Origin of the sequence: Achromobacter sp. SD115 (genome assembly GCF_017355315.1) — a bacterium.
GTDB classification, from domain to species: Bacteria; Pseudomonadota; Gammaproteobacteria; order Burkholderiales; family Burkholderiaceae_B; genus Achromobacter; species Achromobacter xylosoxidans_B.
This window is the reverse complement of sequence record NZ_JADIJM010000006.1, coordinates 286,929-301,743: the sequence shown is the minus strand read 5'-3', so window position 1 is coordinate 301,743 and position 14,815 is coordinate 286,929. Positions and strand designations below refer to the sequence as shown.

The window sequence follows — 14,815 nt, the reverse complement described above, 5'->3', positions numbered from 1 at the left end:
GCGGCGCTAGCGGACGTGCTCGGGCGCCATGCATGAACGGCTGCGAAAGCGCGGCATGAAGGCGCCCAGCACGAACACGCGGAACATGTAGGGCGTGAGGCCCGGCTCGTTCAAGGCCGGATTCACGCGGTTGCGGTATTGATCGCGGTGCAGGCGCGTCAGTTCGGACCAGTGCGCCCGCGGATGCTCGTGGTGCGCGGTGTGCAGGCCGATGTTGAAGAGCAGCGGATTGACCAGGCCTTCGAAATTGCGCGCATAGTTCAGGCCCGCGACGGACCGCGGCCCGCCGTCGGCGTGCGCATGCTGCAGGTAGTTGGTAGCCAGCAGCCAGTGCAACCCATGCAGTTGCGGCACGATGACGAACACCAGCGCTTTCAAGGGATTAACGGCCAGCAGCCCGCCCCACAGCCCCAGCCACACGCCGTACTGCGCCATGCAGTAGCGCCAGGCGCCCGGCCAATGCCGGTACAAGCGGCCCAGCCACGCGAAGAACAAGGGATACAGCACCCAGCCCGCCTGCAATGGATGGATCAGGTAGCCCCACAGATGGTTGGTGTCGCCGCCGAACCGGTAAGTGCGCGCCACGTCGCGCGCGCCGTGCTTGTAGCGATGGTGATTGGCCACGTGCGCCGGATAGAACACGAAGGTCGGATGCCCTTGCAGCAGCGTGATCCAAAAATCGGTCGCGCGGTTGGTCCAGCGTCCGCGCCACATGCGGATGTGCGTATGGTTGTGGTGGATGACGCCCACGCCCAGGGTCAGGAACAACATCAGGCCGTACAGCGGCCACCAGAAGCCGTGCACCCACTGCCACGCCGCCAGCGCCGGCAACGCGGCCAGGTAGGCCAGGCTTTGCCAGTCGCGCCGGCTGCGCAGCGACGGCAGGCGGCGCTGCCGCTTAAGCGCGCCCGCCAAGCGATTCTCGCTGCCGGAAAGCATTCAGCTGGGCCTGCGCCGCCTCGGCCTTGAGACGGGTGCGGAACAGACGATCCATGAAGGTGAACTGGAAGCCGTAGTTGCCGTTGTAGCAGGCGTGGTGCAGGTGATGCCTGCGGCTAGCGGCGAACCAGTGCGCGTAGGACACGTTGGGAAAGAAGTCGTAGTTGGCGTGGCCGATGCAATTGAAGAACAGGCTGAACAGCGGCACCGACGCCAGCGACCAGAAACTGAAGTCATGCAGCACCATGGGCAGCATGATCACGTTGCCCAGCATCAGCGCTTCGATGGGATGGAAGCTGTAGGTCGAGAACGGCGTGGTCACGACCGAGCGGTGATGCGGCAGGTGGAAGCGGCGCAGCAGCTTGGTGTGCAGCAGGCGGTGGTTGATCCAGAAATGCACGTCGTTCCAGGCCACCAGCACTAGGATCTCGAGCGTGATCTTTTGCCAGCTGGCATCCGGGTCCAGGTGCGCCCAGCCCAGTTGCAACAGGCCCCACGGGAAAATCATGCCGGTGCCGAACAGCAGGATGGACAGGCCGGACTGCGCGAATTCGCGCCGCAGCTGGCCCGGCGCCAACGGGCGCGGATCCAGCGGACGCCCGATGCCCAACGCCGGCAGGATGTGCTGCGTCAGCAGCCAGGTGGCCGCACCGAACACCAGATAGATGCCGCTGAAGAAAAGCAGGCCCGCCAGCATGACTTGCCAGGCGGACAAGGCTACAAAAGCTTGGGCCATGAACGTTTTGTTTCACCCGAAGAATGGCCGCATGATAAGCAATCCGTCAGCTTCCCGGTAGGACATTTATTACTAAATGAATCCGAACACCACAAAGCTGGCGGACTGCTCACCAAGTTCGGGCTACTGGCAAGGATATTGCCGGTTCAACCCCGCCACGGCGGCGTCCATGCGCGCGGCCAAGGCCATGCTGGCGGGCGGCATGGGCATGCGCAGTTCCTCGCTCAGCAGGCCCTGGCGCCCCAGTTGCGCCTTCAAGGGGCCGGGATTGGGCTCGGCGAAGGTCAGCTGGATGATGGGGACCAGCGCATGGAACAGCTTCCTGGCCAGGTCCAGCTGCTGTGCCTTCACGGCCTGGTGCATGGCCACGAACAGGTCAGGGCGGATATGCGCAGCGGCCGCAATCATGCCCGCGCCCCCCAGGCTCATCACGGACAGCGCCTGCAGGTCCTCGCCCGCCAGCACGTGCATGTTGCCGTCGGCGATCAGCGCGATCGTCTTTTCCAGCGAGCCGCCGCAATCCTTGATCGCCGCGATATTGGGATGCGCGGCCAACGCCAGCAAGGTCGCTGTATCCAGCGTTGTGCCGGTGCGATAGGGAATGTCGTAAAGCACCAGGGGGAAGCGCGAGGCATCGGCCAGGCAGCGGAAGTAGGCGGTGGCGCCTTCCTGGCCGGGGCGCACGTAATACGGCGCGGGCGCCAGGATGCCGGCCAGCGGACGCGTGCCGAAGGCGGCCAGGCGCTGCATCACGTGTCCATGATGGTTGCCCGCCAGGCCCATGATGACGGGCAGCCTGCCGGCCTCGGTCAGCACGGCGTCCAGCACCGCCAGCTGTTCGGCATCGTCCAGCGACGCGGCCTCGCCGGTGCTGCCGCACACGACCAGCCCGTCCACGCCCGCGGCGGCATAGTGGCGCACCAGGCGGCGCAAGGCCCCGCCATCCACGGCGCCGCCGGAAAACGGCGTGACGAGAGGCACCCAGACGCCCTGGATCGGAGATTGATGATGAGATTGCATGAGGACACTCCTTCGGTGTAAGCGGACCGTGGTTGAGGACCGTACAGAAGTGCTCGGGATGCCAGGGGATGCGCGGACGGCGCCAAGCGCCGCCTAGAGGCCGCTGTTCCGTCGCCCATCTGACGGAACAGCATGCTCCGGTCAGATGAGCGGCTGTTTTTTGGATTTCAGGCCGGCGCAAGCCAGTACCACGCCCTGGGCGCGGAACGGGAAAGCGGATTGGTTGGCCTGATGAATCATGAATGTTGGAACGGAGGCGGTGGTGTGCAAGCGCAGATGCGGGAATCTACCGGGAGCCCGCAACCGTGTCAACGGCGTGCAGCGCGGCGGCTGCCGCCGCGGCTCAGCCCAGGCTGGCCAGGAACACCGCGCACAAGGCTTCCATGCCCTGGCGGTCGTCCTCGTCGAAACGATCCGGCACCGGGCTGTCCACGTCCCACACGCCGATCAATTGGCCCTGGTGGACCAGCGGCACCACGATCTCGGAACGCGAAGCCGCGTCGCAGGCGATGTGGCCGGGAAAGGCATGCACGTCGGGCACCAGCTGCGTCTGGCGCTGGCTGGCCGCGGCTCCGCACACGCCGCGATTCAGCGGAATGCGCACGCAAGCCGGCTTGCCCTGGAAGGGGCCCAGCACCAGTTCCGTACCGTCATAGAAATAGAAGCCCGCCCAGTTCAGGTCGGGCAGGGCCTGGTAGGCCAGCGCGCTCAGGTTGGCGGCGTTGGCGATGCGGTCGGGCTCGCCGTCGAGCAGGGCGCGGGCCTGGGCGGCCAGGCCGGCATACAGGGCGGCCTTGGAGTCGGCGACGATGGGAGCGGCTTCGAACATGGGAAATGTAACTGTACAGGCGGTTATCGATGCAGGTGATTTTAGGGGCTGCGGCCGTTATGGGGGCCGGGCCGCCGCCGTGTGGGACAATAGTTTTTTGCCGAATGTTTTTCCGCCGGGCCACCCAAAGGGACCAACCGCCCGTATTTTCCTACCCTTCTTGATCAAGAAGCACTCCATGGACAAGCCTCTCGAACCTGCGTTTTCCTTTTCGGAACGCGCCCAGCAACTCACCAGCTCCGCCATCCGCGAGATCCTCAAGGTCACCGAGCGCCCCGAAGTCATTTCGTTCGCCGGCGGCCTGCCGGCGCCCGGCGGCTTCCCGGTAGAGGTAGTTCGCGCGGCATTCGACAAGGTACTGTCCACCAACGGCCGCGCCGCCCTGCAGTACGGCCCCACCGAAGGCTTTGCGCCGCTGCGCCAATGGGTTGCCGATGATCTGAACAAGGCCGGCGCCAGCGTCGCCGCCGACCAGATCCTGATCGTGTCGGGTTCGCAGCAAGCGCTGGACCTGCTGGGCAAGGTGCTGATCGACAAGGACAGCAAGGTGCTGGTCGAAGACCCCAGCTACCTGGGCGCGCTGCAATCGTTCAGCCTGTACCAGCCCAACTTCGTGCCGGTCCCCACCGACGAAGGCGGCCTGATCCCGGAAGCCATCACCCCTGAACTGGCCGAAGGCGCCCGCTTCCTGTACGCCCTGCCCAACTTCCAGAATCCCACCGGCCGCACGCTGAACCTGGAACGCCGCATCGCGCTGGTCAAGCGCGCCGCGGAACTGAACCTGACCATCGTCGAGGACGATCCCTACGGCGAACTGCGCTACGCCGGCGAACCGCAGCCTGGCCTGATCGCCCTGGCCGCCGAGTACGGCGCCAACGTGGTCCGCCTGGGCACGTTCTCCAAGGTGCTGGCCCCCGGCCTGCGCCTGGGCTACATCGCCGCCGCGCGCCCGCTGATCAACAAGCTGGTGCAGGCCAAGCAAGCCACCGACCTGCACACGCCCACGCTGACCCAGATGGCCGTGTACGAGATCGTCAAGGACGGCTTCCTGGAAGAGCACTTGCCCAACGTGCGCGAAATCTACCGCGCCCAGGGCAGCTGCATGCTGGAAGCCATCAAGCAGGAATTCCCGGACACCGTCACCTGGACCAAGCCTGAGGGCGGCATGTTCATCTGGCTGACCTTGCCCGAACACATTGACAGCACCAAGCTGCTGGAAAAGGCGATCGCGCAAAACGTGGCGTTCGTGCCCGGCGCGCCGTTCTATTGCGGCGCCGGCAAGACCAACACGCTGCGCCTGAGCTTCGCCACCGTGCCGGAAGACAAGATCCGCCGCGGCATCGCGATCCTGGGCAAGCTGCTGAAAGAGGTCTGATCCCCCCCGAAGCGCCTGCGGCGCTTCCCCCCAGGGGGCGCCGCTACGGACCGGCGGAGCCGGATCCGTGCGGCCCCGCTTTCGCCGCGACAGTGGCGATATGACGCGGGTGCCTCGTAGGTGCTGCAGGACATGAACGGCGGCCGGGCGCGATGCCCGGCCGCCGTTGTTTTATGCTCTTGGTTTTCCCATTCCGTTTCGCCGTGACAGTGAGCGCCCCCCAACCATCTCCCGTTGACCTCAGCGACATCGTCTTCACCGACTGGGTCGAACGCTGGCTGCCGAAGTCCTGGCGGCCCTATGCCCGCCTGTGCCGCCTGGACCGCCCCATCGGCACCTGGCTGACCCTGCTGCCGGCCATCGCCGCGCTGGTCCAGGCCGCGGGCGGCCTGCCGGACCTGCGGCGGCTGATCGTGTTCTCGCTGGGTGCACTGTTGATGCGCGGCATCGGCTGTACCGTCAACGACATGTGCGACCGCAACTTCGACAAGCACGTCGAGCGCACCCGCTTCCGTCCGTTGACCAGCGGCCAGCTGACGATGAAGAACGCGGTCTGGTTCCTCATCGGGCAGTTGCTGGTCTGCGGCTCGCTGCTGTTCTTCCTGAACGAAATGAGCCGCTGGCTGGCCGTGGCCGTGCTGCCCTTCGTCTTCATCTACCCGCTGTGCAAGCGCGTCACGTACTGGCCGCAAGTGGTGCTGGGCATCTGCTTCAACTGGGGCATGCTGATGGCCTGGTCGGACACGCAGAATCACGTGCCGCTGGCCGCCATCGCCATGTGGGCGGGTGCGGTGCTGTGGCAGGTAGGCTACGACAGCATCTATGCCTACGTGGACGTGCGCGACGACCGCAGCCTGGGCCTGCATTCCACCGCCATGCGCTTCGGCGACCAGGGCAAGCTCTGGATCGGCGGCTTCTACCTGGCCACCATTGCGCTGTGGGCCTGGGGCGGCTATGCCATCGGACTGTCGTGGGCCTATCAGGTCGGCATGGTGACCGTGGCGGCGCACTTGGCGTGGCAGCTGTGGGTCTTCGACATCCAGCGGCCCGACCGCAACTTCATGCTGTTCCGCGCCAACCTCTGGCTGGGCGCTCTGCTGGTCGCCGCCGCGCTGGCGGGTACGCTGATCCGCTGAAAACTTCCTCGGTACCGCCCTGATGGCGGCGCTAATGCCCGTTGACGCCGCGCATTGCCGGCGGCGCCGACAGGGGCCATGATGTAGCCTCCGCAACGCTTTACGGAGACCACGCATGCCCTCATTGCTCAAATCCCTGGCCTTGTCGGCCGCCACGGCCGCCGCATTCGTGGCGATCCCGGCCCAGGCCGCCAGCGATTGCTCGGCCCAACGCGGCTGCGCCGCCAAGTTCTGCGAAATCGAGAACGACATCGCCGCCGCCCAGGCGCAGAACAATACCCGCCGCGAGGCCGGGCTGCGCAAGGCGCTGGCCGAAGCGAAAGCCCATTGCACCGACAGCCGCCTGCAATCGCAGCGCGAAGCCGATGTGCGCGACAAGCAGAACAAGGTCGCCGAACGCGAAAGCGAACTCAAGCAGGCCCGCGCCAAGGGCAAGCAGGACAAGATCGACAAGGCCCAGCGCAAGCTGGACGAAGCCCAGGCGGAATACAACGCCGCGCTGATCGAACTGAACCGCTGATTTCCTTTCCCGCCAGCCCCGGGCCAGTCCGGGGCTGCGCGCCCTTGCTTCCCCTCCCGCAGCCAAACCTCCGCCCTCCCGGGTGGACTACCTCCTATGGTGTCATCAAATGGAAATTCCACCATCCATGGTGCCATTTGGTGAATTGGAAACCTATTAGTCTTCTTTTTGGAAAGATGTTTTCAGAGAATCAGGGTTTATCCGGGGGTGTTTTGAGGCCAGAATGCATCTCATCGGGACACAGCAAGCGAACCCCAGGCAATCAGGCCAGCGGTTCGGCTCCCAAGCTCAAGACACTGGAGGTCTGCCATGAAAACCCTTGCTACCGCTTTGATGCTGTCGATGTCCGTTCTGGCTGCCGGCGCCCAAGCCGCCGAGGCTGATCAGGGCCCCACCCGCGCTCAAGTCCAAGCCGAACTGCAACAAGCCAAGGTCTCGGGCCAATACACCTTCGGCGAAGAAGGCTACCCCGCCGCCATCGCCCCGAAGTCGACCCTGACCTCGCAGCAAGTGCAAGCTGAACTGCAGCAAGCCAAGAACGCCGGCGAAGTGACCTTCGGCAATCTGGACTACCCGCCCGTCGCCGCCGCTGAACAAGCCACCTCGTTGACCCGCGCCCAGGTCCGCACCGAACTGGCTGAGGCCAAGTCGGAAGGCCTGGTCACCTTCGGCAACCTGGACTACCCGCCCCTGGGCAGCTGATCCCCCCTGGCCTCCCCGGCCAGGCAGCGCCCCGAAGCCCTCCGGCCCCAAACCGGAGGGCTTCGTTCTTGACGTTTCGACAATAAATTAAGTCGAATTAACGTTACCTACGGCCGATTCGACTATTTAGCATCTACACATCGACAGCGCCCCCGCATAGGATGAGCTCACCCACTCCCCTTCCATGCAGGAGCCGCACCATGACCACCGCCTCTCCCCGGCCCGTCCTACTCCTGGGCGCCGGAAAAATCGGTTTCGCCATTGCCCTGATGCTGGAACGCAGCGGCGGCTACTCGGTGCTGGTTGCCGACCAAGATCCCGAGCGCCTGCGCATCGTGGCCGAGCTGGGCTGCGGAACCCGCCAGATTTCCGATGACGACAGCGTGGCGCAATGCATCGAAGGACGCTACGCGGTGATCAACGCGCTGCCCTTTCACCGCGCCGCCGCGGTGGCCGGCCTGTGCGCCAAGGCTGGCGTGCACTATTTCGACCTGACCGAAGACGTGGCCAGCACGCACGCCATCCAGGCGCTGGCAGAAAGTGCTCACAGCGTGCTAATGCCGCAATGCGGCCTGGCCCCGGGCTTCATCGGCGTAGTCGGCAACGCATTGGCGCGCCGCTTCGACACGCTGCTCGACCTGCGCATGCGCGTGGGCGCCCTGCCGCGCTATCCCTCCAACAGCCTGCGCTACAACCTGACCTGGAGCACCGAAGGGCTGATCAACGAGTACTGCAACCCTTGCGAGGCCATCGTCGACGGCCAGCTGACCAGCGTGCCCGCGCTGGAAGGCTACGAAACCTTCGCGCTGGACGGCGTGGAGTACGAGGCCTTCAACACCTCGGGCGGATTGGGCACCCTGCCCGCCACCTTGCGCGGCCGCGCCCGCAACGTGGACTACAAATCGGTGCGCTACCCGGGCCACTGCAGCATCATGAAACTGCTGCTCAACGACCTACGCCTGCGCGACCGCCGCGACCTGCTCAAGGAAATCTTCGAAGCCGCCATTCCCACCACCGAGCAGGACGTGATCGTGATCCAGGCCTCGGCGTCCGGGCGCCGCCATGGCCGCCTGGAGGAAGAGTCCTACCCCATCCGCATCTTCGGCGCGGAAGTCGACGGCCATCGCCTCAGCGCCATCCAGCTCTCCACCGCTGCGGGAATCTGCGCCGCGCTGGACCTGGTGGCGCAGGGCGCCTTGCCGCAGCGCGGGTTCGTGGGCCAGGAAGCGATAGACCTGGATACGTTCATCAACAACCGTTTCGGCCGGGTCTATGCGGGCAAACCGCTGGCCCTGGCAGGCAGCGGCGCCATGGCCGACCGCTGAATCCGGTCGCGCGCCGCCCCCCCCGGCGTCCTATCCCGCAAAAGCGTACGGCGGGATGGGACGCTAGCTCCAACCCTCCAGGCGCAACGTCGCGCGCACGAGGCGCTGCTCTTCCTGCTCTATATCGGCCAGGCTCTGGCGCACGCTGTCCACGTGGTCCGCGGCCGCCTTGCGCGCCTGCTCCGGTTGGCGCGCCGTCACGGCGTTGAACAGCCGCGTGTGCTGGCGGTCGATCTGCCGCTTCTCGGGCTGACGGTGGTACAGGTTGTTGACGCAGGCGAAGACCGATCCCAGCAGCAGATCCGTCAAGGATTGCAGCGTGTGCACCAGCACCGGATTGTGCGAAGCCTCGCAGATGGCCAGGTGGAAGGCATGGTCCAGATGCGCGTGCGTCGCCGTGTCGGTGGCCGTGCCCTGGGCCGCCACCATTTCGTCATAGCGGCGGCGGATCATGATGAAGTCCGCCTCGGTGCCGCGTATGGCCGCCAGCCGGGCGGACTCGGCCTCCAGCAGCGAACGCACTTCCAGCAAGTCATAGAGCGTGCGCGGCTGCGAATTGAACAAGTGCATCAAGGGGCCGGCGTCCACCTTGGAGATGTGCGCCACATAGGAACCCTTGCCCTGCGCGGTATGGATGATCTCGCGCGCGCGCAACAGCTTCAGCCCTTCGCGCAAGGCCGTGCGCGACACGCCCAGCTTCTCGGTCAGGCGCCGTTCGGAAGGCAGCGCTTGGCCGGCCTTCAGCACCCCGTCCAGGATCAGGCGTTCGATCCGTTCGGCGACCTCGTCCGCCACCTGGCGGGGCTTTTCTTCTGTTTCCGCGTACATGCACTCTCCGTCGCCAGTGGTATGACCAAGCGGCCCTTCGATAGGAGCCATTGGATCACACCCCTGTAAGTCGCTGATATAAAACCATAAAAAATACGTATTTGCCTATATGGCAGCGCACAAACTGGTATGACCAGTGGGTTTTGATATGGACATTGGGACAGACGCGAACGATGATGTCGGGACCAGATACGCCCGGCGCGCGGCGTCGGCCAGTCCCTTACCGCTAGAGAACCGCATGACTCAACGCATCCAGCACCACGGCCTGCAAGTGGCGGCCAATCTCAACCAATTCATCGAACAGGAAGCCCTGCCCGGCACCGGCCTGGATGCCGACGGCTTCTGGCAAGGCTTTGCAGCCCTGGTGGACGACCTGGCGCCCAAGAACCGCGCGCTGCTGGCCGAGCGCGACCGCCTGCAGGCTGAGCTCGACGCCTGGCATCGCGCCCATCCCGGTCCCATCGCCGATCCGGCCGCCTACCGCAAGTTCCTGGAAGGCATCGGCTACCTGCTGCCGCAGCCCGCCAGCGTGCGCGCCACCACCGAAAACGTCGACACCGAAATCTCGCAGCAGGCCGGCCCGCAGCTGGTCGTGCCCATGTCCAACTCGCGCTACGCGCTGAACGCCGCCAACGCGCGCTGGGGCAGCCTGTACGACGCGCTCTACGGCACCGACGCCATTCCCGCCACGCCCGGCGACACGGGCCGCGGCTACAACCCGGAACGCGGCGCCGCCGTCATCGCCCGCGCTCGCGCCTTCCTCGACACCGCCGCCCCGCTGGCCCAGGGCTCGCATGCCGAGGCCCGCGGCTATACCGTTGAAAACGGCCAATTGCGCGTGGCGCTGGCCAACGGCGCCACCGGTCTGAAGAACCCCGCGCAGTTCGCCGGCTACCAGGGCGAGGCGTCCGCCCCCTCGGCCATCCTGCTCAAGAACAACGGCCTGCACTTCGAAATCCAGATCGACCGCAGCCACGGCATCGGCGCCACCGACGCCGCAGGCGTCAAGGACGTGCTGGTGGAAGCCGCGCTCACCACCATCATGGACTGCGAGGACTCCATCGCCGCCGTGGACGCCGACGACAAGGTCCACGTCTACCGTAACTGGCTCGGCCTGATGAAGGGCGACCTCACCGAGGAGGTCACCAAGGGGGGCAAGACCTTCACCCGCAAGCTCAATGCCGACCGCAACTACACGCGCCCCGACGGTTCGCCGCTGACCCTGCACGGCCGTTCGCTCATGTTCGTGCGCAACGTCGGCCACCTGATGACCAACCCGGCCATCCTGGACCGCGAAGGCCGTGAGATCCCCGAAGGCATCCTGGACGCCGTGGTCACCAGCCTGGCCGCCTTGCAAGACCGCCAGCGCAAGCTGAATTCGCGCACCGGCTCCGTCTATATCGTGAAGCCCAAGATGCACGGCCCGGTCGAAGCCGCCTTCGCCAGCGAATTGTTCGACCGCGTCGAAGACCTGCTGAAGCTGCCGCGCAACACCCTGAAAATGGGCATCATGGACGAAGAGCGCCGCACCAGCATCAACCTCAAGGCGTGCATCGAGGCCGCCGCCGCGCGCGTGGCCTTCATCAACACGGGCTTCCTGGACCGCACCGGCGACGAAATGCACTCCAGCATGGAAGCCGGCCCCATGCTGCGCAAGGGCGACATGAAGTCCACCGCCTGGATCACCGCCTACGAGCGCAACAACGTGCTGGTCGGGCTGGACGCCGGCTTGCGCGGCCGCGCCCAGATCGGCAAGGGCATGTGGGCCATGCCGGACCTGATGGCCGCGATGCTGGAGCAGAAGATCGCCCATCCCAAGGCCGGCGCCAACACCGCCTGGGTACCCTCGCCTACCGCCGCCACGCTGCATGCGCTGCACTACCACCAGGTCGACGTGCAGGCCGTGCAGCAGGAACTGGAGCGCACCAAGCTCGACAGCGTGCGCGATGACTTGCTGGGCGGCCTTCTGACCGTGCCGGTCGGCGATCCGTCCAAGTGGTCCGCGCAGGACATCCAGCAGGAACTGGACAACAACGTCCAGGGCATCCTGGGTTACGTGGTGCGCTGGATCGACCAGGGCGTGGGCTGCTCCAAAGTGCCGGACATCCACAACGTCGGCCTGATGGAAGACCGCGCCACCCTGCGCATCTCCAGCCAGCACATCGCCAACTGGCTGCGCCACGGCGTGACCAACCGCGAGCAGGTCATGGAAACCTTCAAGCGCATGGCCAAGGTGGTCGACGGCCAGAACGCGGGCGATGCGCTCTATCGTCCGATGGCCGGCAACTTCGACACCTCGCTGGCGTTCAAGGCCGCCTGCGCACTGGTGTTCGAAGGCCTGACCCAGCCCAACGGCTACACCGAGCCGCTGCTGCACAAGTACCGCCTCGAGTTCAAGGCCGCCCAGGCCTGAGCCCGACGCGCCAGGCCGCAGCACGAAAACCGGACAGCAAAGGCTGTCCGGTTTTTTTTGGTGGGTCGCGACCCTGAAAAATAATGCGCGCCATTTCGCACGATCGTGCTAAATTTGCCGCATGACTGCCAAAACCGAGAAAAGCGAACTGACCTTCGCGGCTATTGTGGACGCGGCCCTGGACATGGCTGCGGCGCAGGGCATGGAAAGCCTGTCGCTCGGCCAGGTGGCCAAGCGCCTGGGTATCAGCAAGAGCGGCGTGTTCTCACGCGTGGGTTCGCTGGAAGCCTTGCAGCAGGCGGTGCTGGACGAATACGACCGGCGTTTCGTCGGAGCCGTGTTCACGCCGGCCATGGCCTATCCCCGCGGCCTGCCGCGACTGAACGCCCTGGTCTCGCTCTGGATCGAACGCGCCAGCAACGTCGAAACGCTCACCGGCTGCATCTATGTGGCTGGCGCCTTCGAGTATGACGACGTGGAATCCCCCCTGCGTTCGGTGCTGGAAGGCAATTTGCGGCGCTGGCGCGACGCCATGCTGCGCACGGTCAACCAGGCGTTGGAAGCCGGCCACGTCAGGCCGGACACGGATCCCGAACAGCTCGTGTTCGAGGTCTACAGCCTGATGATCGGGCTGATGCACGACGCCCGCTTCCTGCGCGACCCCAAGGCTCCCGACCGGGTGCGGGCCGCCTATGAACGATTGATTTCCACCTACCGCAGTTTCAAGTACCTCGAGTAGTCGTCTTTTTGCGCCGGCCCGTGCCGGCAATTCTTCACCTAAATTTCGCACGATCATGCGAAATTATCCAGGAGCATGACATGTGGATCGTTATCGCAGTGATCGCCGTTTCCGCGGGAGCCAGAGTCTGGCTGCAGTGGCGTGCCCTGCTGAAACAGTTGCCGGATTGCGCCGAGCATCTGGTACTTTTCTAGAATGACATGGCCATCCCGTTCTATATTTCGAGTTCGCCTCCCCCGAACGTCGTCATGCCGCGCTCCAATCATCTCCTGATCATCGATCCGCAGAATGACTTCTGCGACCTGCCCAAGTCCTACCTGCCCAGGGATCCCGTGACAGGCGCTGCGCATGCGCCCGCCCTGCCGGTGGCTGGCGCGCACGCCGACATGCAGCGGCTGGCGCGCTTCATCGACACGGCCGCGCCCGCGCTCACCTCGATCACGGTGACGCTGGATTCGCACCACCGCCTGGACATCGCCCATCCGACCTTCTGGTCCACCGGCGACGGCCAACCCGTGGCTCCGTATACGCCCATCACGGCGGCCCAGCTGCGCGCGGGTGAATTCCGGCCGCGCCACGCCGACGACCTGCCCCGCACCTTGTCCTATCTGGATGAACTGGAAGCGCGCGGCCGCTACACCCTGATGGTGTGGCCGCTGCATTGCGAGATCGGCACCTGGGGCCACAACGTGCATGCCGACGTGCGCGCGGCCTACAGTCGTTGGGAAGACGAGCGCCAGTTCATCGTGCGCAAGGTGCCCAAAGGCATGAACCCCTGGACCGAGCACTACAGCGCGCTGATGGCCGAAGTCCCCGACGCCGACGATCCGCGCAGCCAACTCAACCACAGCCTGCTGGATTCGCTGGACCGCGCCGAAACCATCCTCATCGCCGGCCAGGCCGGCAGCCATTGCGTCAAGGCCACCGTCGAACACCTGGCCGAGCATCTGCCCGGCCGCGACCTGTCGCGCCTGGTCCTGCTGACCGACTGCATGAGCCCGGTCGCGGGCTTCGAAGACGCACAGGCGACATTCCAGCAGCGCATGCGCGACCTGGGCATACAGGCGCGCACCAGCGTCGACATGGCGCGGGCGCTGCTCGCGGCCTGATTTCGCCGCGCAAAGACAACGGCCGCCTGCTTGCGCATGGCGGCCGTGGCTGACAGGCTGAAGAAGCGTTCAGGCGCCGCCTTCGTGACCTTCGCACTGCACGTACAAGGCGCCGATCGCTTCGCACAGGGCGGCGGGTTGCTGGAACAGGCGCGCAATCAGTATGCAGCCCTGCACCGTGGCGAACACCGCGCGGCCGGCCGCCTCGGGCGTGCCGGAGAACTTCATCGTGCCCTGCGCCGCGCCTTCCGCCAGCACCCGGGCCAGCCAGGCCTCGTGCGCGCGGAAGAATCCCTGCAATGCGCCGCGCACACGTTCGGGCAGCGAGTTCACCTCGGCCGCCAGCATGCCGGCCAGACAGAGTTCGCCGGACCCGCAGGCGCGCGACTCCATCATCGACAGATATTGATCCAGCTGCTCCTGCGCCGGCAGCGAAGTATCGATGGCGCGTATGGCAGCCAGCGCACGCGTGCTGTAGGCGTCGACAGCTTCGTAGAGCAAGTCGTCCTTGCCCGGAAAGTAATAGTGGATGCTGGACGTCTTCACGCCCACGTGCTCAGCCAGGTCGCGGTAGCTGAAGCCGTTGCATCCGCGCGTGCGGATCAGCTTCTCGGCATGGGCCAGAAGCTGTTCGCGAGTGGTGTTGGAAGTAGGAGTGTCCATGGCTGAATATTACCTACTAATAGGTTGATTCGTCATCGGTTCCGGCAGCGTTGCCACTGCTCCAAAACCCTTGCGGATCCCGGCCGGGAAACGTTCCGTCCCCGGGATCCGCATGTGCCGTCATCTGGTTCAGCCTTGCACGGGCGGGTAGGCCAGTTCGCCGCTGTCGGTCAGGCCATGCGCGCGGGCAGCGGCCAGTTCCTGTTGCACTTGCGTGCGGGTCTTGTCGCCGGCGGCGGCAAACAGGGTCGTCGGGTAGCCTTCTTCGCCGGACACCAGTTCGCCGTTGGCGCGGGCCTGGGCCAGCGCTTCTTGCACCTGGGCGCGGGTCACCGTGCTTTCGGTGTTCAGGGGAGGCGGGTAGTCCAGTTCGCCGGCTTGCGCGGCGCCGATGAAGGAAGCGGACAGGATCAGGGCGGATACGAGGGTCTTCATGGTTGATCTCCAGTAAGGATCGGGTGCTGCATCAGGGTTCCAACAG

General features: G+C 65.5%; 16 protein-coding genes. 8 read left to right on the top strand and 8 right to left on the bottom strand.

Going from position 1 to position 14,815, the window contains the following annotated elements; all coding sequences use genetic code 11:
- Positions 1-6 precede the first annotated feature (6 nt).
- The 5 genes from IPU70_RS11655 to IPU70_RS11640 all read right to left on the bottom strand — a co-directional run bounded on the left by IPU70_RS11655 (position 7) and on the right by IPU70_RS11640 (position 3,524).
- Positions 7-939 (bottom strand): fatty acid desaturase, encoded by a 933-nt coding sequence (locus tag IPU70_RS11655; RefSeq protein WP_242702424.1) that lies wholly within the window; start codon positions 937-939, stop codon positions 7-9.
- Positions 899-1,675: a sterol desaturase family protein gene (locus IPU70_RS11650; protein WP_207467413.1), complete on the bottom strand. Its 777-nt coding sequence runs from the start codon at positions 1,673-1,675 to the stop codon at positions 899-901. Before IPU70_RS11650 ends, IPU70_RS11655 begins: the two co-directional genes overlap by 41 nt.
- A gap of 123 nt (positions 1,676-1,798) precedes the next feature.
- Positions 1,799-2,695 (bottom strand): 4-hydroxy-tetrahydrodipicolinate synthase, encoded by an 897-nt coding sequence (gene dapA / locus IPU70_RS11645; protein WP_207467411.1) that lies wholly within the window; start codon positions 2,693-2,695, stop codon positions 1,799-1,801.
- A gap of 141 nt (positions 2,696-2,836) precedes the next feature.
- On the bottom strand, positions 2,837-2,965 hold the full coding sequence (locus IPU70_RS32975) for a hypothetical protein (protein WP_256439233.1): 129 nt from the start codon (positions 2,963-2,965) through the stop codon (positions 2,837-2,839).
- A gap of 73 nt (positions 2,966-3,038) precedes the next feature.
- Positions 3,039-3,524: a GAF domain-containing protein gene (locus tag IPU70_RS11640; protein ID WP_207467410.1), complete on the bottom strand. Its 486-nt coding sequence runs from the start codon at positions 3,522-3,524 to the stop codon at positions 3,039-3,041.
- A 178-nt stretch (positions 3,525-3,702) separates the two neighbouring features.
- On the opposite strand from IPU70_RS11640, the gene IPU70_RS11635 reads away from it, so the two are divergent.
- The 5 genes from IPU70_RS11635 (at position 3,703) to IPU70_RS11615 (ending at position 8,582) form a co-directional block, all read left to right on the top strand.
- A complete protein-coding gene (locus IPU70_RS11635; RefSeq protein ID WP_207467408.1) occupies positions 3,703-4,899 on the top strand; it encodes a PLP-dependent aminotransferase family protein in 1,197 nt (398 codons plus the stop codon).
- Between the two features lie 209 nt (positions 4,900-5,108).
- The gene (gene ubiA, locus IPU70_RS11630; protein ID WP_207467406.1) at positions 5,109-6,035 is read left to right on the top strand and encodes a 4-hydroxybenzoate octaprenyltransferase; all 927 of its coding nucleotides are present in this window, start codon (positions 5,109-5,111) and stop codon (positions 6,033-6,035) included.
- Between the two features lie 115 nt (positions 6,036-6,150).
- Positions 6,151-6,555 (top strand): DUF1090 domain-containing protein, encoded by a 405-nt coding sequence (locus IPU70_RS11625; RefSeq protein WP_207467404.1) that lies wholly within the window; start codon positions 6,151-6,153, stop codon positions 6,553-6,555.
- A 309-nt stretch (positions 6,556-6,864) separates the two neighbouring features.
- Positions 6,865-7,257, top strand: coding sequence for a DUF4148 domain-containing protein (locus IPU70_RS11620; protein ID WP_207467402.1), 393 nt, complete (start codon positions 6,865-6,867; stop codon positions 7,255-7,257).
- Between the two features lie 200 nt (positions 7,258-7,457).
- Positions 7,458-8,582, top strand: coding sequence for a saccharopine dehydrogenase family protein (locus IPU70_RS11615; protein ID WP_207467400.1), 1,125 nt, complete (start codon positions 7,458-7,460; stop codon positions 8,580-8,582).
- 63 nt (positions 8,583-8,645) lie between these two features.
- On the opposite strand, the gene glcC is transcribed toward IPU70_RS11615, so the two are convergent.
- Positions 8,646-9,410: a transcriptional regulator GlcC gene (glcC, locus tag IPU70_RS11610; protein WP_013396917.1), complete on the bottom strand. Its 765-nt coding sequence runs from the start codon at positions 9,408-9,410 to the stop codon at positions 8,646-8,648.
- Between the two features lie 238 nt (positions 9,411-9,648).
- On the opposite strand from glcC, the gene IPU70_RS11605 reads away from it, so the two are divergent.
- From IPU70_RS11605 to IPU70_RS11595, 3 genes are all read left to right on the top strand, one after another.
- Positions 9,649-11,823, top strand: coding sequence for a malate synthase G (locus tag IPU70_RS11605; RefSeq protein ID WP_207467398.1), 2,175 nt, complete (start codon positions 9,649-9,651; stop codon positions 11,821-11,823).
- Positions 11,824-11,944: 121 nt separating this feature from the next.
- Entirely contained in the window at positions 11,945-12,562 is a 618-nt protein-coding gene (locus IPU70_RS11600) for a TetR/AcrR family transcriptional regulator (protein ID WP_207467397.1), read from the top strand.
- Positions 12,563-12,810: 248 nt separating this feature from the next.
- A complete protein-coding gene (locus tag IPU70_RS11595; protein WP_207467395.1) occupies positions 12,811-13,671 on the top strand; it encodes an isochorismatase family protein in 861 nt (286 codons plus the stop codon).
- Positions 13,672-13,740: 69 nt separating this feature from the next.
- Here the strand turns inward: IPU70_RS11595 and IPU70_RS11590 are convergent, their stop codons facing one another.
- A complete protein-coding gene (locus IPU70_RS11590; protein ID WP_207467393.1) occupies positions 13,741-14,334 on the bottom strand; it encodes a TetR/AcrR family transcriptional regulator in 594 nt (197 codons plus the stop codon).
- A gap of 129 nt (positions 14,335-14,463) precedes the next feature.
- Positions 14,464-14,769, bottom strand: a complete 306-nt coding sequence (locus IPU70_RS11585; protein WP_207467391.1) for a DUF4148 domain-containing protein — start codon at positions 14,767-14,769, stop codon at positions 14,464-14,466.
- Positions 14,770-14,815: the final 46 nt, after the last annotated feature.